Genomic DNA, 25,065 nt, shown 5'->3' on the forward strand with positions numbered 1-25,065 from the left:
AGTCAAAATTAGCTATTCCCAAATGACAACTGATAGCAAATGACTAATGAATCTTTCTTTGCCGATTATCTAGCTGCTAGCGTGCGTCTTGCCGTACCGCTAGCGTTTGCAGCTTTAGGGGGTCTTTATTCAGAGAGATCTGGCGTATTAAACATTGGCTTAGAAGGTATGTTGCTTACTGGTGCTTTTGCTAGCGCGGCTGCAACATTTTACAGTAACAACGTTTGGCTGGGCGTATTAGCGGCTATTCTAGCTGGAGGTATGGTAGGGCTACTGCACGCCCTACTGAGCGTGTCTTGGCGTGTCGATCAGTTAGTTTCTGGGTTGGCAATTAATTTAGTTGCTGCTGGCTTGACATCTTTTCTGGCGCGGCTGATCTTTAGCGGTGGTGCGCAGAAATTACCAGGTATTGAGGCGATCGCCATTCCTGGGTTAGTCAATATTCCCATAATTGGTTCTCTATTATTCGCGCAAAATATTCTAGTATATTTGCTTATTTTTCTGGTTGTATTTACGAATTACTTATTGTTCTACACTCATCCTGGCTTAACCCTGCGTGCTGTAGGGGAATATCCCCGTGCTGCGGATACAGCTGGAGTTTCCGTACAACTGGTGCGTTATTTCAGCGTCATTCTCAGCGGTTGTTTGGCGGGGTTGGGAGGAGCATACTTAAGTTTGGTACAGGTCAAGTTTTTTGCTGAGGGGATGAGTGCCGGTAAAGGTTTTATTGCAATCGCCGCCCTAATTTTTGGTAAATGGCATCCCATTGGTACTACTTTGGCTTGCTTGCTATTTGGCGCTACCGAAGCTCTCCAACTTCGCATTCAAGCTCTGGGTGTTAATATTCCCTATCAATTTTTGGTCATGCTACCTTACGCGATCGCCCTTCTCGCCCTAGTCGGCTTAGCCGGAAAATCTTCTCCCCCATCTGCTTTAGGTCTTCCCTATCTCAAGGAAAAAAGTGAGTAGCAACCAGTGTAGAGACGTTACATGTAACGTCTCTACACTTCATCTCGTGCCAAATAAGCGATCGCCTGCATCTCCCAAGCCAGGAACGATATAACCATGTTCGTCTAAGCGATCGTCAATTGCCGCAGTATAAATTGGTACATCAGGATGTTGAGAGTGGAAATGTTTGATTCCTTCAGGCGCAGCTAGCAAACAGACAAATTTTAAAGAGTTAGGGTTAATAGCCTTGAGGCGATCCACGGCGGCTATAGCTGAATTTCCGGTTGCCAGCATTGGATCGACAATTAAGACATCTCGTTTTTCCACTTCATCGGGAACTTTGAAATAATACTCAATCGCTGTTAAAGTTTTAGGATCGCGATATAAGCCTATGTGTCCTACTCGTGCGGAGGGCATCAACTCCAACATTCCATCCAAAATTCCTTGCCCTGCCCGTAAAATCGATACTATCACTAGCTTTTTATCGGGAGCTAGCATTGGCGCGTTTGTAGAGGCAATTGGTGTATCGATCTGTTCGGTTTTGAGCGGTAGATCCCGCGTTACTTCGTAAGCTAGTAACAAGCTGATTTCTTTTAACAACGTGCGAAATTTTGCCGTACTAGTTTCGGCTTTCCGCATCAGCGTCAATTTGTGTTGGATTAATGGATGATCGATCGCATGAACTTCGGCTTGCATATTGGAGCAATAATAGAGCTAGATACTTCTTAAAATAGCTGGCGAAAATATAGCAATCTTCATCATATACTGTATTTTTTGGAAACGATTCACTATTAGAGCAACAGAATCGCTTGCGAGTTATTTGTCAATCTCGATCGAGCAATAGTCAGTTATCTAGCAATTACTAGCTAAAATATCTCTCCTTTTTGAGCATGAAACTCAGACACTAACTGACTCATAAGATCCTTCGGATCGCCCTTCTAAAATCTCCTTCTAAAACATTTCGCGGCTTTACTAAAACGATACATCAAAAATATTTCTGCTGTAGTTAAAAATACAGAATTTTTTCGAGCTAGACGAAAAAGAGATGATTTAAGACAAAATTCAACATTGAATCTTGACAAATTAGTATGTTTAATGCATCGTTACTTGATATTATATTAGTGATTTATCCAATCATTTCTAAAAAATATCCTACCATTGAGAGCAAATGTAAATTAATATAAATTATTGCACGATATTTGTACTGAGACTTGAGAAATAAATAGAGGTTCATAAGTGTCCATTGGGTAAATGAACCGCTACTCACAGTATATGGGTGGAAGTTCGTACTGATGACAGGCTAGCTAGGGTCATGACACGCATGGGGAGAACGTTGACAAGACTTCCAAATGTAAAGTTTGATGCCTCTCTGGCTAGGAACTCACTCTATTAGTCACAGCGTCGGTAAGATTGCTGAATAAAAAGAGATGAAAGTTTCATCATTACGACCTGAAACACCACGTACTGCCAACCCAAGCAGCTCCAAAAGGTAGTAGGTAGGAAGAATGCAGGTTGTTATGCAAACTGTAAAGCAGGGATTGGAGGAGTGCCATCTCATGAGTAAGTTGGCAACAGACCTGATACAAAGTTGGCGATCGCATCTAGGCACTGAATGTCCAGAACAAAGCGATGCCACGAGAGAGAGTATCATTCGTTGGTTAGTCGGCAACGCGATCGAAGATTGGGAACAACTTAATACCAACGAACAAGCGATCGCCAAACAAGCGATGGAATATCGCTTTCGCATCTTCAAGCAACGTTATTTAGGAATGCCACCAGAGCGCGCCTATCGTCAATTGATGACAAGGCTTTGTAGTTTGGAGTTGTTGCGCAATAAAATCCGCACGCTCGTATCAATGAGTCGCGATCGCCAGCGGCAAGTTACAGAAGTATTGCAAGAAGTACTACAAGAATTATTGCAAAGCGATCGCTACATGCAACAGCAAATAGCTTGGATTGCTGAGTGTACGGACGACCTAAAATTACGCAACGCTCTGCTATTTGCTAGTTTAGAAGAATATTGCTTGCGCCCGATCCGCAGTCAACCCTTATTGGTCTATCGCTTTGTCAATTATTTGCGCCGCACGGCACGGGGAGGAGTCACACAAGTTCCTGTCAATAATAAATTACGCCTGCTGTCTGAAGAAATACTAGGCGATGATAGCGATAACTCCTTTAGCTTGTTAGATCCCAAAGCAGTCGCAGACTATCAAGAAGAACAAAGCTTAGAAGAACAGCAAACCGCGCGACAGCTAGTGAAACAAGAATTTTCTAGCTATCTCGAAGAAAATCTGGGAACTACTGCCGCACAATGGCTCCAGCTTTACTTACAAGGTAAGTCGCAAGAAGCGATCGCTGCTCAGTTAAACATCTCAGTTAAAGAGATCTATCGTTTGCGGGAGAAAATTAACTACCATGCCGTACGGGTATTTGGACTCAAACATAAACCGGAACTCGTGAGCGAATGGCTGGAGACTTCCCTCATAGAACACAACATGGGACTGACACAAAACCAGTGGGAAGACTTTTTAAGGCAATTAACTCCAATTCAACAACAAATCGTCCAGTTGAAAAAAGCGAATCAGAATAATGAAGAAATTGCGAAAACCTTGAATTTAAAGAGCCATCAGGTTATGACTGAATGGGGTAAACTCTACTTGATAGCTCAAGAAATGCGCAGCCAAGCATGAGGAATTTTACCTCGACTTCTTATTTCCGTTTCTCCATTCAAATCTCTGTAAACTAAAGTGCTTAACCGTTGCGTGTTTTCACTGAACGCGAATATATTGGAACTTAGTATACAGAAAAATATTCTAATTTTATGGTAGATTCTTCTTCCCAAAATGATGAGCCAGCAAGCGGTAGATTCCAACTGAATACCGAGCAAATCTACAGCCTCATTGATAGAATGCTGCCTTTTGAAGCTTGCTTGTACCATCAAGTTTTGCCTGTAGCTGTAGAGGGACAAAACCTGATTTTGGGAATGGTAAATCTAGACGATACTGCTGCCATAGAATACGTCGAACGGATCGCTGCATATTTAAAATACACTTTAGTACCCCAGGCGCTCGACTCAGAAGACCACCGCCAGCTCATGTCAGCCTACTTAAATCGCTCAAAAAACAACGATTTAAGCTCAGATAAGCTGCACTCCATTGCTGCTGGATATCCTGGTGCGTCTGCTGCTAAACCTATAACTGACAGACTAACAGGACTCAGCCCGAATGACAAACCGACGCTTATTTTAGCTGACGAGCGAGAAAATATTGCAGCCCGGAAGACTTCTCAGCCACAAACGCCACAACCCACACCTTCTCGATTGGGTGAAATTAAGACACCGCAATCCCAACCATCTGCTGTTAGACATTCTGGTTTAGGTGGAATTAAATCGGCACAATCTCAACAAACTGCTGCTAAATCATCTGGTTTAGGCGGGATCGGAACGCTAAAGTCCCAGCAAAAATCTCCAGCAAACCCAACTCCATCAGGTTTGTCGGCGATTAAAGTACCAGCTAGTTACTCTACTAACTCAGTCGAGTCCCTCAAAACTCTACCTCCCAAGAAACTCGTACGAGAATTACTCGGACGGGTTTTAGAAAAAGGCATTGGACGGCTTTATTTCGAGCGTAAATCGCTACAGCAAGGGCGGATCGTGTGTAGCCAAGATGGAAACTTGCAGTGCGTGCTAACAGAGGTTCCAGCAAAGCTGTTTCAGGACGCGATCGAGCAACTGAAAGAATTGACGCACATGCCTCTTGCGCCAGCGAAGGAAGCAAAACAGGTAGAGATCGAGCGTTTTTATCATGGCGAACGAGTATTATTGCGCCTGCGCGTCATGCCAGGTAGCAACGGCGAACAAGCAACTTTACAAGTTTTGCGCGGAGAAGCCTTAGAGTTTTATCAACAACAACAAATAGATACTTTAAGCCGCGACGCAATGGCGATCGCCAACCAGCTTCAGAAAAAGTTGCGCCAACTGCAAGAACGAGCTAGCATCGACGCTGAAGAACATGGCGAACGATACCAATCTCTCCTCGCTCTCAATCAAATTATCGAAAACGTAGAGCGGCAATTGGAACAGCTGAAGCAGTGACCTGCATTATGAGGGAGCAGGGGGCTTCAGGAGCTTCAGGAGAAGGGGAGACAAGGGAGACAAGGGAGAGGGGGGGAGCAATTCTAGTTCCACTAGCCACTCCTCACTAGTCACTCTCTACTGTCAATCAACCAACAATTACTAAAGAGTTGTTAGATTTATCCTAAGTCCAACAACTCACTACCATTGATGACTGAAGCTACATTAACTCAAGTTGGTAAGATTTCTAGCTTTACACCAACAATTCATTATCAAGTTGCCATGCCTCAACCAGAAAATCATCTGTTTGAGGTTGTTTTGCATTTAAGCGGTTGGAAATTGCCAGTAGTAGATTTAAAAATGCCAGTTTGGACACCAGGTTCTTACTTGGTGCGAGAATATGCCAAACACTTACAAGATTTTTCTGCCAGCGCGGGGGAACAGACTTTAGCGTGGCAGAAGTTAAGTAAAAATCACTGGCAAGTAGAAACAGGCGATCGCCCTGACATTACTGTACGCTATCGCATCCACGCTAACGAGCTATCAGTACGGACGAATCACCTCAATGCGACTCACGGCTATTTTAACGGTGCGGCTATCTTCTTTCGCCTCCCAGGACTAGAACAGCAACCGATCCAAGTCGCGATCGCACCACCGAGATCGGATTGGCGCGTCACGACTCCTCTACCAGCAGTAGCGGGGCAAACTAACACGTTTACTGCCACAGATTTTGATACGTTGGTAGACAGTCCGTTTGAAATTGGCTGTCACCAATCGCATCAGTTTGAGGTGCTGGGTAAGTCGCACGAACTGGCAATTTGGGGTAAAGGTAATGCCGATGCTGCCAAGATGATTCCCGATATTAAAAAGATTATCGAGGTGGAAGCAGAACTATTTGGTGGTTTACCTTACGACAAATATATATTTTTGTTGCATCTAGCATCGCAAAATAATGGCGGGTTAGAGCATAAATTTGCTTGCTCGTTGATTTATTCTCGCTTTGGATTTCGCGATCGCGAGAAGTACGAGCGCTTCATGCAACTTGTTGCCCACGAATTTTTTCATCTCTGGAATGTCAAGCGGATTCGTCCGAAAGCGTTAGAGGTTTTTGATTACGATAACGAGAATTACACACCATCGCTATGGTTTTCTGAAGGGACGACTAGTTATTACGATTTGGCTATTCCTTTACGGGCGGGTATTTATAACGATAAGACTTATTTGAAGAATTTGAGTAAGGAAATTACTCGCCTACAAACTACGCCTGGACGACTCGTACAACCTGCTTCTGAGTCAAGTTTTGATGCTTGGATTAAGTTGTATCGTTACGATAGTAATACTAACAATTCCCAAATTTCTTATTATCTAAAAGGGGAATTAGTCTCGCTTTTACTCGATTTATCGATCCGAGAGAAACATCAAAATCGGCGATCGTTAGATGATGTTATGCGTCAGATGTGGGAGCAATTCGGCAAAGATGAAATTGGTTTTACTCCTGCACAGTTAAAACAGGTGATTGAATCTGTGGCTGAAACAAATTTAGATGATTTCTTTAAACGCTACGTTGATGGTACGGAAGAGTTACCTTTCGATCGTTATCTCGAACCTTTTGGTTTGAAATTAGTCGCAGAAGATGAGGACTTCTTGCCTTATATAGGTATGAAAGTGCAAGCAGAAAATGGCAAGGACGCGATTAAATTTGTGGAAATCGATGCACCAGCGCAGCGAGCCGGAATCGAGCCTGGGGATGAATTACTAGCAATTGATGGCTTAAAAGCAACAGCAAATAATCTGAGCGATCGCCTGCGAGATTATCAACCAGGAGATGCGATCGAAGTTACAGTTTTCCATCAAGAAGAACTATGTACTCATACTGTGACTTTAGCTGCTCCTCGTCCCAGTCGCTATCAAGTTGTTCCAGTAGAAAATCCCTCTCTGACTCAAAAACACAACTATGAGGGATGGCTTGGGAGTCACTGTTAATATCTCCTCTTTAAAGAAAGGCTGTTTCAAAGTTCGAGCAGCCTTTTGCACTGTTACCAAGAGAATCGGTTTAAAGCCGCGTCCTGCTATGCTGGGGAGTATGTCAAAGCTATTGTAGATAGAAAGCCGACAGCACTCTACCCAATTCTCAAAGTGGTAGCGGCACATTCTTGAGTTCCCTTGTTATCCTAGTTAATAAGTTTTGGGAGCAACAAACTCAAACAGCACGGACTTAACCTGTTGTTGGTTAATAGCGCTTTGTCGTTAGCAGAAGACAGGGGACAGGAGAAGAACAGAACTTTTCTGAGATACGCGAAAGGCACTATTGAAGGATATATTTTTAATAATCTACTTCAGATTGTCTTATCGGAATATACATGAAGTCTTATCTCGCTGCTGCCGTTCAAATGACTAGCGTGCCTGACCTAGAGAAAAATTTGGTACAGGCTGAAGAATTAATCGAACTTGCCGTCCGCCAAGGCGCGGAGTTGGTCACCTTGCCGGAAAACTTCTCCTATTTGGGACGGGAAGAGGATAAAATTGCCCAAGCAGCAGCGATCGCCTCGAAAAGCGAAAAATTTCTCCGAACTGTCGCGCAACGGTTTCAAGTAACAATTCTCGGTGGCGGGTTTCCTGTACCAGTTGACGAGCGCAAAGTTTATAATACAGCCTTACTGATTGGACCAAGTGGGGAAGAACTCGCCTGCTATCAAAAGGTACACTTATTTGATGTCAACTTACCTGATGGCAATACTTACCACGAATCCAGTACCGTACAAGCTGGAACGCAGTTACCAGTGGTTTATCCCTCTACAGAATTGGGTCATCTAGGGCTTTCCATTTGCTACGATGTCCGCTTTCCCGAACTCTACCGCCACTTAGCATACAAGGGAGCCGATGTGATGTTTATCCCAGCGGCTTTTACGGCATACACTGGTAAAGACCATTGGCAAATCTTGTTACAAGCTAGAGCAATTGAAAATACTTGTTATATTCTTGCCCCCGCGCAGACAGGGAAACATTACGCCCTACGTCAGTCTCACGGACATGCAATGGTTATCGATCCTTGGGGAGTTATTTTAGCCGATGCAGGCGATCGCCCAGGCGTAGCGATCGCGGAAATTAATCCCGTTCGTCTCGAACAAGTCCGTCGTCAAATGCCTTCGTTACAGCATCGGGTGTTTGTTTAACTAGTCATTGCATCAACGACCGATCGCATAAGCAAAAATGTAAGGTGGGCAATGCCCACCCTACGCTTGTCTCGCAACGTTGTGTTGAATTACACGGTTGCAGTCTTTTTGGTGATAGCGTTTAATTCGCCTTTAGCATACTTAGCAGCAAAATCATCGGTAGAAATTTGCTTGATCTTGCTAGCGTTGCCAGCAGCGCTAAATTGCTGATAGCGATCGGCACAGACTTTTTGCATGTACTTGATGGAAGGCTTCAGGAAGTGGCGGGGGTCAAATTCTTTAGCATCTTTAGCTAGAGCTTCCCGTACCGCAGCAGTGATTGCCAAGCGGTTGTCGGTATCGATATTTACCTTCCGTACTCCACTCTTGATTCCTTTTTGAATCTCTTCTACTGGCACGCCGTAGGTTTCGGGAATTTTTCCGCCGTACTGGTTGATTAGAGCCAGCAAGTCTTCGGGTACTGAGGAAGAACCGTGCATGACCAAGTGAGTGTTTGGCAAACGACGGTGGATTTCTTCAATGCGGCTAATCGCCAAAATTTCGCCTGTTGGCTTGCGGGTAAACTTGTAAGCGCCGTGGCTGGTTCCAATTGCCACTGCCAAAGCATCTACTTGAGTTTGCTCTACGAAATCAACTGCTTGATCTGGATCGGTTAACAATTGATCCTGGGACAATTTACCCTCAAAACCATGTCCGTCTTCAGCTTCACCCATGCCAGTTTCTAAAGAACCCAAGCAACCGAGTTCGCCTTCTACACTAACGCCTAGAGCGTGAGCTACTTTTACAACTTCGCGGGTAACGTTGACATTGTATTCATAGCTAGCTGGGGATTTAGCGTCAGCTTCCAGAGAACCATCCATCATGACGCTGGTAAAGCCGTTCTTGATTGCTGAATAGCAAGTAGCAGGCTCGTTACCATGATCTTGATGCATGGCAATAGGAATATAAGGATAAGTTTCTACTGCTGCCAAAATTAGGTGACGCAGGAAGTTTTCACCTGCATACTTACGAGCGCCACGAGAGGCTTGTAGAATCACGGGGCTGTCTGTTTCTTTAGCAGCCTGCATGATTGCTTGGATCTGCTCCATGTTATTCACGTTGAAAGCTGGAATGCCGTATCCATTCTCTGCCGCGTGATCCAACATCAGCCGCATTGGTACGAGCGCCATACAATGTCCTCCTAGTTTTGTTATCAGCTAGTTGCTTTGAACAAGCGTGTTTATTACGCTAATCTTAAGATAAATTTCAGATCATTACTAGAGACTTAGATTTAGAGATGAGGTAAGGTGCTGGGATATCTTCACCACGATCGCTTTATTGCTACCTTGGAGCCAAAGCCAATTTGTCCAGCGTCTACTGTGACTTGAACGCTAAACAAACATATCGAGTTAAAAATATGGGTCGCCTGGGATTCGAACCCAGAACTATTCGGTTAAAAGCCGAGTACTCTACCGTTGAGTTAGCGACCCTTTTGCGTTTTTGCAACTTTACTAGTTTACCAGAGGCTCCTGGATTTATGCAAGCACTTAGTCAAAGTCACTACATTTCGCGCCAGTTGCAAGAAAAAAATTTTCTCCCCTACTCCCTACTCCCTGCTCCTTACTCCCTTCCCTAGCTAATTGGGATACCAAAACATCCCCTTAATCCCTTCAGGATCGGTCATAAAACCCATACCCCGATAAAAATCTACCACGTGGGGGTCGGCAAACAGAGTAATGTTGCTGATGTCCTCAGCACGAAGTTTTTTAATTGCGTATTTCATCAATGCCTTACCTAGCCCCTTTCCCTGAAAGCTAGGATGCACGACGACATCCCAAATAGTAGCGTTGAAGGCATGATCTGAAGTAGCACGGGCAAATCCAATTAGCCTTCGCTGAGTTCCTCGTACTTGCCACATCGACACGACGAGAAAGCTGTGCTGAATCGCTTTTTTAACCTTACGGAGAGGACGACGCGCCCAACCGACAGCATCGCAAAGTTCTTCCAACTCGTAAAGGTCGATGTTGCGATCGGTGCTAAAAACAATACTTTCACCATTTAGAGCAGAAAAGCCCATAGATTCGACGGCTTCCTCCTCTACTGGCGCTGTCTTGGTTCCGGTAGCAGTTTCAGAACCGCTAAACCAGCCTTTCCAAAAACCCATGCCAATGCAATTTATGAGATAGAAACGATATTGACTACACGAACTAGTATGATACTTCTAGTTTTTCTAGTTTCGCTGTTCTTACCCAAGTTCTAACGTCTACTTTCCCACAACCCGATTCAAGCGACAGTTTGGTTGTCAAATGAATGCCCTAGTATGAGAGACACAGAATTAGAGTTGAAGTACAACTAGCTTACTCATAACCAGCCATTTTTAACTTTAGCACCTTAAAGGAATTAGGGGTAAGAGGCAAGCGGCAAGTGGCAAGAAGGAAACTTCTAGGGCAAGCGTCCTGTCAAAAGAAAGAAGTAAAGATAAACTCTACAACTGCTGAGGTAGCGTTAAGGCTAGGATAGAAGCATGGCAACCATAGAGATTGCGGGAGTGCGTCACGTTTACGAGTTGACTGCACCGACGACTTTTCCCCATGCTTTGGTATTCGTTCACGGTTGGCTCCTCAGCCGTGCCTACTGGCAACCTCTGATTGAAAGGCTGGCAGTAGACTATCAATGTTTATCTTACGATTTGCGTGGCTTTGGTCAATCTCACGCCATTTCTTCTCAAGAGAAGGCTGAAGCAGATACTCGGGCTCTGGCGTTAAATGGCTCCAATGCTACAAAAGAAGATAATTCTCCCTATTCACCCACTGCTTATGCTCGCGATTTGAAATGTTTATTGCAGGAACTTAACATTTCCAGCGCTTGGTTGATCGGTCACTCCCTTGGCGGGACGATCGCGCTCTGGACGGCTCAGCAAATGCCCCAGTCCGTACAGGGGGTCATTTGCGTGAATGCTGGTGGCGGAATTTATCTGAAGGAATCTTTCGAGCAATTTCGCGCTGTTGGGACTCAGTTGGTGAAACTTCGTCCCCGTTGGTTGCCTTTATTACCGTTAGTCGATTTATGGATGACGCGGGCAAATGTCGCCAAGGCGATCGCCCGCTCGTGGGGTCGTCAGCGCATTGTCGATCTAGCGATCGCTCATCCAGAAGCAGCTCTAGGAGCGCTTCTAGACTCTACTACGGAGACTGAAATTAATCGCTTACCACAGATCGTGTCACAACTCCAACAACCAGTTTATTTTCTGGCAGGAGACAAAGACAAGATTATGGAACCAAAATACGTCCGCCATCTTGCCAGTTTTCACCCCTTGTTTCAAGCCTGTGGCGAAAATGCGATCGAAATTCCTGAATGCGGACATTTGGCAATGTTAGAACAAACAGATATGGTCGCCGAGCAAATTCGAGCTATAGTGACGCAGTACAAATAGTCCTCACCCCCTCCAAAACAGCATGAATTGGCAGCTAGAAGAGTCAGAGTTACAGCAAATTGCTATTATCGTCTTGAGTTTAGCCGATAAGTGTCGGGGAGATAATCTCGCTCTTTTAGCCTTACTGCGACAGTTAGAGCAATTGCATCGGGAAATTCGGGATGGTTTATTTCAAGAATCTTTGCCAGATAATCGTCAAGCACTTTACGCTTTACTAAAAGACGTTGAAACTACGGGCGGTTGGCCTTATATCGAACGGCTAAGAATACAACAGTTGTTGGCAAACTGGCAGTTAGAAGAGGGCAAAGGAGACAACTTAAGTGTCTAGTGACTAGGTATCAGGTAACTAGATTCTTCAAGCCACTGATACTAGCTGCTAGTCACTGACAACTAACTACCGATCGACTATCGATTTTTATTACTCTGTAACTATAAAGTCAACTACTCAAAGAAGTTTAGTAGTAAGCTTTGAGAGTATAATGTTGGTATAGTTACCATAAGAAAACGCAACATAGTATAAAATTTTCTTTAAGTTAACCGAAACTATATGTAGACTTGTAAAGTCTAGGATTGATAAATGGGAAGCAAGCTTCCCGATTGTGGTGCATGAGGAGTTGAATATGGCTGAAATTCGCGACCTAGCTCTCCAGGCAATTAAAACTGGATATCTGACATTGGAAGCTGAAGAGAAATTGCGTTATCTGATGTCACATCACTACGGACAAGAAGATTTTCTGGCTTTCATGCGATTGCAGGAAGCCGCTATGCAAGGCAGGGTTAGACAGGAATCGCGGGAGCGGTTAAAGCGAAGGCACTTGAGCGTAGCGATCGCATCACGGACGTAACTAAGTCTGGCGCTAAATTATTTTTCTGAACGGGACGAATCGTCCTCGTTATCCACCTTCCAGTCTTCGTCATCCACAAATCCCCAATCATCGTCATCGTTATTTTGAGGGCGGTTACTGGGTGGTGGCGAAGACGTATTTTGTTGTTTGTAGGGTGGGGTAAGAACGCGGTACTCGGCATCATAGACTGATTCGGTTCTACCTATACCTGAATTTTTTGGTTCGCGAGCGCTATAGGAGTAAACTGAAGCAGAGCGATCGCTACTTTTGGGTTCATTAGGTTCGTTAGTATCATTGCTAGTTGGGCGATTGGTCTCATCGCTAGCATAGTTTTTTTGCCGCTCTTGGGGTTGACGCTGAGTGTCTTGAGGAACGTAATCCCAGTCATCATCAAGGTTGCTACTGCGTTTTCTGTCCGCAACAGCGCGATCGATATACTCTTGGCGATCGGGGGGATCTTGCGTGGCGGGTTCTGTATCTTCAGTAAAGTTCCAATCGTCATTAGCTGTAGTGTCCCATCCGTCCGATTCTTGCACGGATGGTTGAGTTGGTCGTGGAGAACTAGCAGTATAGCTGTAGGTATTTGTTTTAGGAGGGTCTGGCGTTTTGTTAGGATTTTTCTCTTCTGAAGCAAACCGAGTCGAAGTTTTTGCGGCTCGACGGCGCTGCTTTTTCGCTCTCGGTTGGGCAAAATAGCTAGCGATTTGAAAACAACTGGCAATGAATATTGAGGTTATTGCACCAGCAGCAACGCTAAACAAAATCCAGATTGACAAAGGTAATGCCTGAGTTTGTCCGCCTAAAAATACCAAAGACAGTACTGGTGTCCAGTTTTGCACCAGCAGTACCGTCAGACCTCCCAGTAATATCAATAAAAGAAAGAAGCGGATGGCAGCCATAATTTTGAGGGGAGACAAGGGGACAAGGAAGACAAGGGGACAAGGAAGACAAGGAAGCAGTTAATTTTGAACGCCAGTTGCGGGACTGTCGGCAGAGCCGCCCAACACACTGGCTCCTTTTAAGTTTTAATTTTTAACTTCCCTATTCCCTACTCCCTGCTACCTACTCCCTATTATCGTCCTTGCCATCGTTCGATTGGAATGCAGTCGATATCGAGTTGATCTAAGGTACGAGCAACGACAAAATCCACTAAGTCTTCGACAGTTTTTGGATTGTGATACCAAGCAGGGATTGCTGGCACAATTCTAGCGCCTGCCTCTGCTAGCGTGGTGAGGTTGCGGAGGTGAATCAGACTAAAGGGGGTTTCTCTAGGCACGACAATCAGCTTGCGCCCTTCTTTCAACTGGACATCAGCAGCGCGTTCGAGCAAGTCGGAACTCAAACCATTGGCAAGCTTTGCTACCGTACTCATACTACAAGGCATGACTATCATGCCTAGCGTACGAAACGAGCCGCTGGCAATGTTAGCGCCTACATCTCCCCAAGGATGGCAGCGGAGTTTTCCTAGAGATTCTACCCTTGCCTGCTGTCGCCAAAATTGCTCTTGTTGCAAGGGTTCTACAGGCATCCGAATATTTTGTTCCGCCTGCCAAACCATGTAGGCTGATTTGGAGGCAACTAGCTCGATCTCGTAGTCTGCCTCCAAGAGATATTTCACCGCTCGGACGGCATAAATTAATCCTGATGCCCCGCTGACGCCCAGGATCAGCGGTAGATTATTCCTCATCGTCAAAATACGTATCTGAGTCGTCGCTCAAGTCGTTATCGAGGGGTGAGGTGTCCTCTAGCCGATCGCCACTAAGCATTCGATCGCCGTTAACTGTCACTAAGTCGATTTGCTGGCGGTAGTAGTCTACGCTCTTGACTTGTACGGAAACGCGATCGCCTAAACGATATGCAGCACGGTTTTTCCGCCCAAATAAAGCTTGTTGTCTGCCGCGATACTCGTACCAGTCATCTTTGAGAGAACTGACGTGGACTAAGCCTTCAACTCGCAACGTTCTGCCTTTAGTGTCGGAGACTTCTATTTCCACGAAAAAGCCGTAGGACTGGACTCCGGTAATAATGCCTTCAAACACGTCGCCGATGCGCTGTTTCATCAGTTGAGCTTTTTGTAACCCAACTAAATCGTCTTCGGCTTCCTGAACTTCCTTGTCTCGCTCGTTCAACTGCGCGATCGCACCTGCAATATAAACTTCTAGCTCCTGCTGCGTTTCTGGAGGCAAGACGTTCCAGCCAATTTTGCCATGAGAGGAGCTATGACGTAAATTTATGCTGTCTTTTGCCCGTGTAGTCCGGCGATCGCGCCCTTGCTCGAATATTGTATGTAAAACTCGCTGAACGATTAGATCGGCAAACCGCCGCAAGGGAGCGTGAGAGTGGGTGTAGCCAGGTAGAGCTAAGCTAAAGTATGGCTGGAATTTACTGCTGTAAGCACTCGGCTTTAGCGTATCCCGTAACAAATAAGTCAAGACTTGTTCTGCTTGGGGCGATCGCGCAAACTGCTCGGTAAATTCTTGGTAGTCTCCTGCATGGACGGCATCTTCTCGATCTAAGCCCAGCTCTACTCCTAAGTTAGCTGCTAGCTTGATTGTTTCTTGCACGTCTTCGACATCGGGAGGCGGTTGAATGCGATAAATCGCAGGCACGCCCAAAGCGTTTAGATGCTCGGCAACAACTTGATTTGCTAATAACAACAACTCAGTGACCAATTCGGAGAGTTTGGGTTCTCCTTGAGTCAGAACTCCTAACCTGCCTTCGTCGTAGTAGGAGTACTGACGAGGTGGTAAATTGAGGGCAAAGCTACCTCTAGCTTGTCTTTGCTCTTGCAAGGCTTTGCTTAATACTGCTAGCTGCCCTACTTTTTCTACCACTGCGGCTGGTAGTCCTAGTTCTGCACTGCGATCGCTGAGAATATTCTCTACAACTTCAGCATCGAGTTGGTAATCAACTTGGATCGCGCTCGGTTGAATTTCAAACTCCACGATTTGTCCGGTTGCTGCATCCAAAGTTAGTAGAACGGAAATGGCACGGCGATCGCTTTCTGGCTCGAATGCACTCCGTTGCGCCACCGCATCGGGGAATAAAGGCAGAATTTTTTCTCCCAGGTAAACGCTGCTGGAACGTTTCAACCCTTCACGATCTAAAGGCGTATCTGGATCGATAAAGTAGGCAAGATCGGCAGTATGAACGCCTAATTGCCACTGTCCCGTCGTCGTTTTTTCCAAAGTAAAAGCATTTTCAACATAGGTCGTATCGTCCGCTGACTCTCGGAAACTTAAGGTGAGGAGCGGACGCAGATCGCTTCTAGTTTTGAATTCTTTGCGGCTAATTTGAGCTGGTAATTCGACCGCTGCTTCAAGCACGGATGAGGAAAAGGCACGGGGTAGGTTGTGCTTGCACGACACCAACTCTACATCTGAGGCGGCTTCGGCATCGCTGCCTAAAACTTGTACCACTCTGCCTAAAGGAGGATATTGGGCAATGGGATAGCGGAGGATTTCTACATGTACTAAATAGTCAATCGCTTGTGCTAAGTCGTGATCGTCGGGTTGCAGTTCGATTTCAAATAGGAGGCGATCGTCTAGAGGAACAGCTCTAAAATTAGTATCTGTTTGCTTGATTCTTGCTAACAGACTTTGATTTGCCCGTTCTAAAATGAGTTGGACTTCGCCTTCGGGACTGCGACGACGGCTACCTTCTTTCGTCAGTTTCACTAAAACGCGATCGCCATTCCAAGCATTACTTAGATGACTTTCGCGAATGTATATATCTTCTGCTCCCTCAGCTTCTTGAATTGCAAAGCAAAAGCCTTTACTAGAACAACGAAGTTTAGCCTCAATTGTTCCTTCTTCTCTTACCCGACGATACTTACCGTGTTCCTTAACCAAAACACCGATTTTTTCCAGTACGTCTAGGGCAATAAATAACCTTTGAATACTACTTTCGTCTTGATAATCTAGTTTTTTTTCTAGGGCTTTTGCTGCAACTAATTTATCACTTGTGAAATTACCTAGTAGTGTAGCGATTGAAAACTCCATGTAGCGAGCCGACCTCCGGTCAAAATATCATACTTCTTGTTGTCTGGGTTAGGCAGTTAGCTATCTCTTCCTGCCTGTGGAAAATACGCTTTTTCCTTTTATCTCTACCATTAGCCAGATCTTTACCACTGGGCGCAACTTTGGCTTTGGTAGGGTGAAACAGTTGGGACTTCTAACAGCAGTATCTCACCCAACTCCCAAAATAACCTTTGTTACTAGGAAAGGCGAGAGGGTTGCATCATCAAGGTCTATACTCTACACAACGGATGTAGTAATGCTGCGTGCGAGTCGGTTGCCTCTCACCAACGGATATATAGCCACAAGTAAATCGCAGCTAGGCAGTGAGATAACGAGGATTGAAGTGTCAAAAGATGTAACACTTGTGATGCAGTAGGATTTGCCCGATTGAGTTGGAATACCATTTACTCAGTTTTGTTACACTCTCTTCAAAAAGTCGGTAACATTTGAGTAAGCAGTACGCCATCTACTAAAATTGGCTATCCCCATTCTATTTTAGGAAACAAGCGACATATAGGAAAGGGGCTAGGGGCTAGAGTGTCTTGGGACAAGGGAGAGGGGGGAGACAAGGGAGAGGGGGGAGACAAGGGAGAGGGGGGAGACAAGGGAGACAAGGGAGACAAGGGAGACAAGGGAGACAAGGGAGACAAGGGAGAATTTTGATATATTCTTCTCATTCTGGCTCCTGAATTCTGACTCCTGGCTCCTGACAAACAACGAATGACGAATAACAAATGACAAATGACAAAAGCTTAATTTCAGAGTTATTGACAATTTATCAGGGTAAGTTTGTCGTGCGGGTAGCGGTACAGGTTGATGGTATTGTTCGTGCTACTGGGATGGCAACAGCAGAAACGCTGGAAGCAGCAGAAGATAAGGCGAGAGAAAGAGCGATCGCTTGTTTCAACCACAATTTTCTCGCCCCAATTGCCCCAAAAAATCAAACAATTTCTGCATTACCTACGCCACCAGAAATACCCGTGGCGCAACCAGCTGCATCTCTATCTGAACCCAGCAGTTCTTCTAGTCCTCCTACTCCTACTGAATCGCAGTTAGATTTTAGCTACACGCCAGAATTAGAACCCCTTACAAAAGAACAAAAATCGACTTCCATCACTACTGGTGGTAGAGGCAACAGTAAATCGTTAGCCACCAATTCCGAACCATCACTGGAAACAGATATTTTTGGCGGAGATTTTGCTGCTGACTTATTCGCTGCTAGTAGCAGTAAACCGCCTTTATCCAAAGACAATTATGAAAGCGCAGATTTGTCCTCTAATTATGAATCTCTAGCGATCGCAGATGATACAACAAGAGAAGAAACTCAATCATCTGCGGACTTAGCTACGGAATTACAAAAGATTGAGGTCAAACTGAAGGAAGCAAAGCTGAAGGCAAATGACGAACGCGAATGTTTGGAAACTAACTACGGTAAAGGGTCGCGCTACGAGTTAACAGCCCTACAAGCACGGGACTTCAATCGCTATTTGGAGTTATATAGTCAAACAACTCAAGCCGTCAAAGAGCTACAGGAACTTGGATGGGATGCTAAAGAAGGTCCTAAATACCTGCAAGCAAAATATAGCAAGAATAAGCGGCATCAATTGACCGAGCGGGAATTACAGGGATTTTTGGACTATTTGCAAACCGAGCGCGATCGCATTGGTGTAAGCTAGAAACGCGCAGTTGCGCGTTTCTACAAAACAATCTAGCCAACCGCTGCCATCGGTCGTCTACCAACAGCTTTCTTGTCGATAACTTGATCGATCAAACCATAATCCATCGCTTCTTGGGGCGACATAAAGAAATCTCGCTCTGTATCTTGCTCGATCCTTTCTAGCGGTTGACCTGTATGTTCGGCTAAATGCTCGTTCAACTTCCGCTTGTGGTACAAGATTTCTTTAGCTTGAATTTCAATATCAGTGGCTTGTCCCTGCGCGCCACCGAGAGGTTGATGGATCATGATTCGCGAATTTGGCAGGCTCATGCGCTTTCCTTTCGTACCAGCACTGAGTAGAAAAGCCCCCATACTGGCTGCTAATCCCGTACATATAGTACAAACATCGGGGCGAATGTGCTTCATCGTATCAAAAATACCCATTCCCGCTGTCACCGAGCCACCAGGAGAGTTGATATAGAGATATATGTCTTTCTCGCCATCCTCAGCATCCAAATACAACAACTGGGCGACAATCAAATTAGCCAAGTTAGAATCAATGGCTTGTCCTAGAAAGATAATCCGTTCCCGCAGCAAGCGAGAGTAGATATCAAAAGCGCGTTCCCCGCGTCCAGATTGTTCGATAACAATAGGAATCATTCGGTTAGTCTGTTGTGAGTTTTCTTCATTTTATCTATTAAGAAGGGGTGAGGAGCGAGGAGTGAGGAGTGAGGGAAATTTTAAATTTTTAAGAAGGGGTGAGGAGCGAGGAGTGAGGAGTGAGGGAAATTTTAAATTTTGGATTTTAGATCGAATTTCTCCCTTGTCCGCCTTGTCTCCCTTGTCGCCTTGTTTCTTTTGTCACCTTGTCTATCTATCCTTCTCTCACTCCTCACTCCTCGCTCCTTTTCGATAGACTGGCAGTGAAGGCAACCACAATTTAACCATGACTAATCGTCTGGCTCAAACTCAAAGCCTTTATCTACGCAAGCACGCTGAAAACCCGATTGATTGGTGGTTCTGGTGTGATGAGGCTTTGGCAAAGGCAAAAGCAGAAAATAAGCCAATCTTTCTGTCGATTGGTTATTCTAGCTGTCACTGGTGTACGGTCATGGAGGGAGAAGCTTTTTCCGATCTTGCCGTGGCAGCATACTTGAATGCTAACTTTTTGCCAATTAAGGTAGATCGAGAAGAACGTCCCGATATTGACAGTATCTACATGCAAGCCTTGCAGATGATGACTGGTCAAGGGGGTTGGCCTTTAAATATCTTTCTCGCGCCAGAAGATTTAGTTCCATTTTATGGTGGAACTTATTTTCCCTTAGAACCGCGATACGGTAGACCAGGATTTTTACAGGTTCTGCAAGCGCTGCGCCGTTATTACGATACCGAAAAACAGGATCTGCGATCGCGCCAGGAAGCAATTCTCGAAGCTATCCAGCAAGCTGCTATTCTCCCCAATACCCAGCCTTTAAATTCAGCATTACTACGTCAAGGAATTGAAACCAGTACGGGAATTATTACAGGTGGCGACTACGGAACTAAATTTCCCATGATTCCTTATGCTGACTTAGCTTTACGGGGGTGGCGTTTCTTGCCCGTCTGGAAAGATAATTTTCGCTACAATCTCCCAGAATCTTGTACTCAGCGTGGGATCGATTTAGCTTTGGGAGGAATTTACGACCACGTAGGGGGTGGCTTCCATCGCTACACTGTCGATCCGACTTGGACAGTCCCCCACTTTGAAAAGATGCTCTACGATAACGGGCAAATTGTCGAGTATTTAGCAAATTTGTGGAGTGCGGGAGTCAAAGAACCAGCTTTTGAAAGGGCGATCGCGCTGACTGTAAAATGGTTGCAACGAGAAATGACGGCTCCTGAAGGCTATTTTTATGCCGCTCAAGATGCTGATAGTTTTATACATCCAGAAGAAGCAGAGCCAGAGGAAGGAGCGTTTTACGTTTGGAGTTACAGCGAATTAGAGAATATCCTAACTTCAGAAGAATTAACTGCAATACAGGCAGAATTTACCGTCACTCCCCAAGGCAATTTTGAAGGCAAAAATGTTTTACAACGCCGCCAAGTTGGTATTTTAAGTGAGACAGTAGAATCAGCTTTGAAAAAACTGTTTCAAGTGCGCTACGGTTCTACAGTTGAAGAATTAGAGATTTTCCCTCCTGCTAGAAATAACCAAGAAGCAAAAACTCAAACTTGGGCGGGGAGAATTCCGGCTGTCACCGATACCAAAATGATTGTTGCCTGGAATAGTTTGATGATTTCAGGTTTAGCAAGAGCTGCTATCGTATTCCAACAAAATGATTATTTAGATTTGGCTGTTCGTGCAGCAAACTTCATCTTAGAAAATCAGTGGGTAGACGGGCGTTTTCATCGGCTGAATTATGATGGTAAAGCTGCTGTGATGGCGCAGTCGGAAGATTACGCCCAATTTATCAAAGCATTGTTGGATTTACATCAGGCATCACTTGTAGAGACGTTACATGTGGAGACGTTACATGTAACGTCTCTACATTGGTTGGAAAAAGCGATCGCAGTTCAAACAGAGTTTGATGAACTTTTGTGGAGTGTAGAACTAGGAGGCTATTTCAATACCGCTAAAGATGCGAGTCAGGAGTTAATTATTAGAGAACGCAGCTATATGGATAATGCGACTCCGGCGGCGAATGGAGTAGCGATCGCCAATCTCGTGCGGTTAGCTCTACTGACGGAAGATCTAACTTATCTCGATCGCGCCGAGCAAGGTTTACAGGCTTTTAGCAGTGCCATGCACCAACACCCACAAGCTTGCCCCAGTCTATTCACTGCTTTTGATTGGTATTCTCACTGTACGACGATTCGGACTTCACAACAGCAAATTGAGACATTTTTAACACAGTATCTTCCTGCTGCCGTACTGACCCAAGCAGATAACTTACCAGATTCCAGTGTTGGTCTAGTCTGTAAGGGTTTGACTTGTCTTGCACCTGCCGAAACCTTAGAAAAAATGCAACAACAGATTCAACAAAGCCAGATGAGAGGGATGTAGGAAAATAGTGCGAATGAAAGGCGCAGCTACACAAATCAAGTCCGCCTGGGCGAACTAATAGTAAAGTCGAGGATTTACAAAACCCGCAGCTGCGGGTTTTGCTTGTATAGACGCGATTTCTAATCGTCCAGCTTAATAGAATATAATTTCGTTTCTTTAGGAGATATACTTCCTCTGCCATACTATAGATGGGGTTCTAAATAGTGCATTAGTACTATTTACCCAGTGGTAGGGAAGAGTTTCAAATCAATGTCTTACGAGCCGCTACACCATAAATATCGCCCTCAGACTTTTGCCGATTTGGTAGGTCAAGAGGCGATCGCGACTACATTAACTCATGCGATCGAGCGACAGAAAATCGCCCCTGCCTATTTATTTACGGGTCCGAGGGGGACGGGAAAAACCTCTAGCGCTCGGATTTTAGCAAAATCGCTGAACTGCCTCAATAGCAACAAACCAACAGCTCAACCCTGTGGTGTCTGTGTCGTGTGTCAAGGAGTTGCTAAAGGTGCGACTCTAGATGTGATTGAAATCGATGCTGCTAGTAACACGGGCGTAGATAATGTTAGAGAACTGATCGAACGCGCCCAATTTGCCCCCGTCCAGTGTCGTTACAAAGTGTACGCAATCGACGAATGCCACATGCTCAGTACGGCAGCGTTTAATGCCCTGCTGAAAACCTTAGAGGAACCACCAGCACACGTCGTATTTGTCCTAGCTACCACCGATCCCCAACGGGTATTACCAACAATTATTTCGCGCTGCCAAAGGTTTGATTTCCGCCGCATTCCGCTAGACGCGATGATAGGGCATTTAAGCGCGATCGCAGCTAAAGAAAGCATTGATATTACCCCAGAAGCCATACATTTAGTTGCATCCTTTGCCCAGGGGGGGTTGCGGGATGCCGAAAGTTTACTCGATCAGTTGAGCTTATTAGCTGGAGTCGTGACTGTAGAGCGAATTTGGGATTTAGTCGGTTCTGTTGCCGAGCCAGACTTGCTAGAAATTTTACAAGCGATCGCACAGAATCAACCAGAAGCATTACTCGATGCCGTGCGTCGAATTATGGATCGGGGTAGGGAACCGTTAACGCTGCTGCAAAACTTGGCAGGTTTCTATCGTGATTTACTTGTGGCTAAAACCGCGCCCAACCGTAACGATCTCATCGCCGTTACTCCTGCAACATGGGATGCGCTTTGCACGCAAGCTAAAGTTTGGGATATTTCTAATATCTTGGTAGGACAACAGCACTTAGCTAAAAGTGAAGCCCAAATCAAAAATACAACCCAGCCCCGCTTATGGCTAGAAGTCAGCTTATTGGGATTGTTGCCATCTGCTTCACTTAGGGAGCAGGGAGCAGGGAGCAGGGGCAAGAGAGCTGAGGGAGCTGAGGGAGCTGAGGGAGCAATTCGCAATTCAACTCCACACCCCACACCCCAGACCCCACACCCTATTCCTGAGCGTACCACGCATCACGCACCACTTTCTAACCACCAACTAACAGCCAACAACCAACAGCCAACAACCAACAACTACCAACCACCAACTACCAATCAACAACCAACAACTACCAGCACTCAAGAATCTTCACTTCCGAATTCCGAATTCCAAACTCCAAATTCTTCTAATGAGGAAGTTTGGCTTCAGGTACTTGCTTGCTTGCAACCGCACTCGACTCAAGCATTGCTCAAGCAAATGGGACGATTAATTCAATTTGAAGCTGGTATTGCTCGGATTGGCATGAAATCTCCAGCTTGGCGCGATCGTGCTAAAGCTTACGTGCCAAATATCAAAGCTGCTTTTCTCTCGGCATTCGGACAAGAAGTACAAGTACAGCTAGAATTAGCCGCGATGCCGAAGGAAGTTCGCGAGGCAACCTTGACTGTGGCTAAGATTGCTCCAGCTAATAGCAGCGCACTTGAAACGAAAAACAATAATACGAATGGCACTGCTCCCGCGATCGAGTATACAACTGGAGTAAGTATGGCTCAGCCAGCTGCTCCAGTCTCAAACTCCCAATCAGCAACCGCCTTTCAGGATGGCTCTGCGAAAACACCAATCTCAGCAGCCGCAACTGGAGATCCGGTGACTCCCACGACTTCCACTCCAGTCGGACAACTAGAAATTAGCGAGTTCGATATTGTAGTTCAACGCTTTGCTAAATCTTTCAATGGTGAGGCGATCGGTGACAGTACAGAATTTACCTCATCTACAGACATCAGCAGTATCTCATCTGCCACTGTTCCAGAGTGGGAAGATAGTGATACTGCCGAAGACTCCGATCTTGATTTTTAGTGTGGTAAGTGGTACGTGGTGAGTGTTGCGTGGAAAGACAACCAATTACCTATTACCTATTACCTTATTACCAAATCCTAACTCTTACCCTGATGAACAGTTTTAACCCATTTCAATCGTTTAGGGCGAACGGACATTCTCGCAGTGATACTGGGCATCACCACTAACCAGTGAAACATATAAATAGTACCGCGCATGGTTTGAAGTAGCAGCATCAACAGCGTTGATAAACGCAGCTTTCCATCTGGATGAAACCGCTTTAGCCCTTGATACATCCACAACATAGACATTGACATGGCTAAACCTGTCAGCGGGCTAAATACGGGCAAACGATTGCGGGCGATCGCCATGAACAAATCGGGAACCTGGGCAGCGGGTAATAAGTACTGAATTAGCAGATACATGAACATGTCAAAGGTTTTTTGAGTTCCCATGCGGTTGCTCAAGATCGGTCGCCAGTAGTCTAAATATCGCTGATAGCCGCCTTCTGCCCAACGATTACGCTGATGCCATAGGGCAAGTGCTGTCGTTACACCTTCTTCCTCCACTGCTGGATAAGGTAGAAACTCAATTTCCCACCGATCTAGGTGCAAGCGGAATGTCAAATCGAGGTCATCGGTGATTGTCTCCTCATTCCAGCCACCGCAGCGCTGCAAAGCTGCACGACGGACGAATTGACCGTTCCCTCGTAGTTCACCCAGTCCGCCAACTGCAAGTCGTTGCTGCTGTACGTAGGCATCCAAAGCCATTTCAGCTTGCTGTCCCAGCGTCCAGAAATTTTCGCTGGCATTGGCGATCGCCTTGCGCACTTGTACGGCTCCTACCTTTTTTTCTGCAAACAGAGGCAGAACTTGTTTGAGTAGGTCGGGAGTCACGCGAGCATCAGCATCAAATACTGCTAAAATCTCACCTTTAGTCAGCGGCAAGACTTGATTTAGCGCTCCTGACTTGCCACCAGTTGCTCCAGTCTGGCGATGCAATACTCTCAAGCAGTCGTATTCCTGCTCCAGTTGTGATAGGATTTTTGGCGTGTTGTCGGTGCTATCATCGTCTATCACCCAAACTTCGTACTTGTCATTTGGATAATCTTGATTGCAAAGTATTTTGACAAGATTGCCGATTACTGCTTCTTCGTTCTTGGCTGCCACAAGCAGGGAAATAAAAGGAGCCGTTGCCAGTGCTTCATCACTAACTAATTCTGCCTGCTGGCGCGGTCGAGCTAAGACTATCCGCAGGGCATGAATCCCAAACAACGTAGTTAGACCAAGTACAAACCATGCTCCCCAAGAAACTAAATGCAGGGCAATAGTACTGCTCCAGATCGTAACTAAAACAACTGCGGCTTTGCGCCTGCGACCTTGGAACAGAGATGGCAGCGACGTTGCTGGCAACGTTTCTACAGATTCTTCTGCATCTGACAGGTCTGACAAGAAAGCGCTCAGTGCGTCTAGTTCGTCATATGAATCATTTTCAGACCATGAATTGGCTGGCATAGGTCACTACTCGATCGAACACCAGTAATTGTTTGCGCCATCAGTGGCTTTGCAGTCTTATTGTATCTGACATTTATACCCATCTCGGCATTTCACCTCTTAGCCCCG

The 25,065-nt window shown here is 45.5% G+C and carries 19 protein-coding genes, 1 tRNA gene and 1 pseudogene; 12 read left to right on the forward strand and 9 right to left on the reverse strand.

Translation table 11 applies throughout. The features are described 5' to 3' along the window. Positions 1-39 precede the first annotated feature (39 nt). The gene (locus CHRO_RS23835) at positions 40-969 is read left to right on the forward strand and encodes an ABC transporter permease (RefSeq protein ID WP_015156790.1); all 930 of its coding nucleotides are present in this window, start codon (positions 40-42) and stop codon (positions 967-969) included. 39 nt (positions 970-1,008) lie between these two features. Here CHRO_RS23835 and upp read toward each other — a convergent pair whose 3' ends face one another. Further along, on the reverse strand, positions 1,009-1,644 hold the full coding sequence (gene upp, locus CHRO_RS23840; protein WP_015156791.1) for a uracil phosphoribosyltransferase: 636 nt from the start codon (positions 1,642-1,644) through the stop codon (positions 1,009-1,011). Positions 1,645-2,453: 809 nt separating this feature from the next. Between upp and CHRO_RS23845 the strand changes: the two genes are divergently transcribed. The 4 genes from CHRO_RS23845 to CHRO_RS23860 all read left to right on the forward strand — a co-directional run bounded on the left by CHRO_RS23845 (position 2,454) and on the right by CHRO_RS23860 (position 8,193). Beyond that, positions 2,454-3,638 carry a HetZ-related protein 2 gene (locus tag CHRO_RS23845; protein ID WP_041462615.1) on the forward strand — a complete coding sequence of 395 codons (1,185 nt, stop codon included), beginning with the start codon at positions 2,454-2,456 and terminating at the stop codon, positions 3,636-3,638. A gap of 131 nt (positions 3,639-3,769) precedes the next feature. Further along, positions 3,770-5,041 carry a GspE/PulE/PilB domain-containing protein gene (locus CHRO_RS23850; protein WP_015156794.1) on the forward strand — a complete coding sequence of 424 codons (1,272 nt, stop codon included), beginning with the start codon at positions 3,770-3,772 and terminating at the stop codon, positions 5,039-5,041. Positions 5,042-5,230: 189 nt separating this feature from the next. Next, positions 5,231-7,003, forward strand: a complete 1,773-nt coding sequence (locus CHRO_RS23855) for a M61 family metallopeptidase (protein WP_015156795.1) — start codon at positions 5,231-5,233, stop codon at positions 7,001-7,003. A 377-nt stretch (positions 7,004-7,380) separates the two neighbouring features. Next, complete coding sequence (locus tag CHRO_RS23860) at positions 7,381-8,193, forward strand: carbon-nitrogen hydrolase family protein (protein WP_015156796.1); 813 nt, start codon at positions 7,381-7,383, stop codon at positions 8,191-8,193. An 89-nt stretch (positions 8,194-8,282) separates the two neighbouring features. Here the strand turns inward: CHRO_RS23860 and fba are convergent, their stop codons facing one another. From fba to CHRO_RS23875, 3 genes are all read right to left on the reverse strand, one after another. Further along, positions 8,283-9,362 (reverse strand): class II fructose-bisphosphate aldolase, encoded by a 1,080-nt coding sequence (gene fba / locus CHRO_RS23865; RefSeq protein ID WP_015156797.1) that lies wholly within the window; start codon positions 9,360-9,362, stop codon positions 8,283-8,285. Between the two features lie 228 nt (positions 9,363-9,590). Beyond that, positions 9,591-9,662: transfer RNA gene (locus CHRO_RS23870), tRNA-Lys, on the reverse strand. A gap of 146 nt (positions 9,663-9,808) precedes the next feature. Next, positions 9,809-10,336, reverse strand: coding sequence for a GNAT family N-acetyltransferase (locus CHRO_RS23875; RefSeq protein ID WP_015156799.1), 528 nt, complete (start codon positions 10,334-10,336; stop codon positions 9,809-9,811). A 360-nt stretch (positions 10,337-10,696) separates the two neighbouring features. On the opposite strand from CHRO_RS23875, the gene CHRO_RS23880 reads away from it, so the two are divergent. The 3 genes from CHRO_RS23880 (at position 10,697) to CHRO_RS23890 (ending at position 12,450) form a co-directional block, all read left to right on the forward strand. After that, a complete protein-coding gene (locus CHRO_RS23880; protein WP_015156800.1) occupies positions 10,697-11,605 on the forward strand; it encodes an alpha/beta fold hydrolase in 909 nt (302 codons plus the stop codon). A 22-nt stretch (positions 11,606-11,627) separates the two neighbouring features. Next, a complete protein-coding gene (locus CHRO_RS23885; protein ID WP_015156801.1) occupies positions 11,628-11,933 on the forward strand; it encodes a hypothetical protein in 306 nt (101 codons plus the stop codon). Positions 11,934-12,225: 292 nt separating this feature from the next. Then, positions 12,226-12,450 (forward strand): hypothetical protein, encoded by a 225-nt coding sequence (locus tag CHRO_RS23890; protein ID WP_015156802.1) that lies wholly within the window; start codon positions 12,226-12,228, stop codon positions 12,448-12,450. Positions 12,451-12,467: 17 nt separating this feature from the next. On the opposite strand, the gene CHRO_RS23895 is transcribed toward CHRO_RS23890, so the two are convergent. From CHRO_RS23895 to CHRO_RS23905, 3 genes are all read right to left on the reverse strand, one after another. Further along, a complete protein-coding gene (locus CHRO_RS23895) occupies positions 12,468-13,349 on the reverse strand; it encodes a LapA family protein (RefSeq protein ID WP_015156803.1) in 882 nt (293 codons plus the stop codon). A 173-nt stretch (positions 13,350-13,522) separates the two neighbouring features. After that, positions 13,523-14,137 (reverse strand): flavin prenyltransferase UbiX, encoded by a 615-nt coding sequence (locus CHRO_RS23900; protein ID WP_015156804.1) that lies wholly within the window; start codon positions 14,135-14,137, stop codon positions 13,523-13,525. Next, a complete protein-coding gene (locus tag CHRO_RS23905; RefSeq protein ID WP_015156805.1) occupies positions 14,127-16,451 on the reverse strand; it encodes a ribonuclease R family protein in 2,325 nt (774 codons plus the stop codon). The genes CHRO_RS23900 and CHRO_RS23905 overlap by 11 nt, the downstream gene beginning before the upstream one ends. A 555-nt stretch (positions 16,452-17,006) precedes the next feature. Between CHRO_RS23905 and CHRO_RS34565 the strand changes: the two genes are divergently transcribed. Both CHRO_RS34565 and CHRO_RS23910 read left to right on the forward strand, forming a co-directional pair. Beyond that, positions 17,007-17,132 (forward strand): hypothetical protein, encoded by a 126-nt coding sequence (locus tag CHRO_RS34565; protein ID WP_281168604.1) that lies wholly within the window; start codon positions 17,007-17,009, stop codon positions 17,130-17,132. A gap of 71 nt (positions 17,133-17,203) precedes the next feature. Next, positions 17,204-18,145: a hypothetical protein gene (locus CHRO_RS23910; RefSeq protein WP_015156807.1), complete on the forward strand. Its 942-nt coding sequence runs from the start codon at positions 17,204-17,206 to the stop codon at positions 18,143-18,145. A gap of 32 nt (positions 18,146-18,177) precedes the next feature. Here the strand turns inward: CHRO_RS23910 and clpP are convergent. Continuing rightward, positions 18,178-18,798: pseudogene (gene clpP / locus CHRO_RS23915) on the reverse strand (ATP-dependent Clp endopeptidase proteolytic subunit ClpP); the annotation flags it as partial. 274 nt (positions 18,799-19,072) lie between these two features. Between clpP and CHRO_RS23920 the strand changes: the two are divergent. Both CHRO_RS23920 and CHRO_RS23925 read left to right on the forward strand, forming a co-directional pair. Beyond that, a complete protein-coding gene (locus CHRO_RS23920) occupies positions 19,073-21,169 on the forward strand; it encodes a thioredoxin domain-containing protein (protein ID WP_015156809.1) in 2,097 nt (698 codons plus the stop codon). 249 nt (positions 21,170-21,418) lie between these two features. Further along, positions 21,419-23,464: a DNA polymerase III subunit gamma/tau gene (locus CHRO_RS23925; protein WP_015156810.1), complete on the forward strand. Its 2,046-nt coding sequence runs from the start codon at positions 21,419-21,421 to the stop codon at positions 23,462-23,464. A gap of 77 nt (positions 23,465-23,541) precedes the next feature. On the opposite strand, the gene CHRO_RS23930 is transcribed toward CHRO_RS23925, so the two are convergent. After that, positions 23,542-24,957, reverse strand: coding sequence for a glycosyltransferase family 2 protein (locus CHRO_RS23930; RefSeq protein ID WP_015156811.1), 1,416 nt, complete (start codon positions 24,955-24,957; stop codon positions 23,542-23,544). Positions 24,958-25,065: the final 108 nt, after the last annotated feature.

Source organism: Chroococcidiopsis thermalis PCC 7203 (assembly GCF_000317125.1).
Lineage (GTDB): Bacteria > Cyanobacteriota > Cyanobacteriia > Cyanobacteriales > Chroococcidiopsidaceae > Chroococcidiopsis > Chroococcidiopsis thermalis.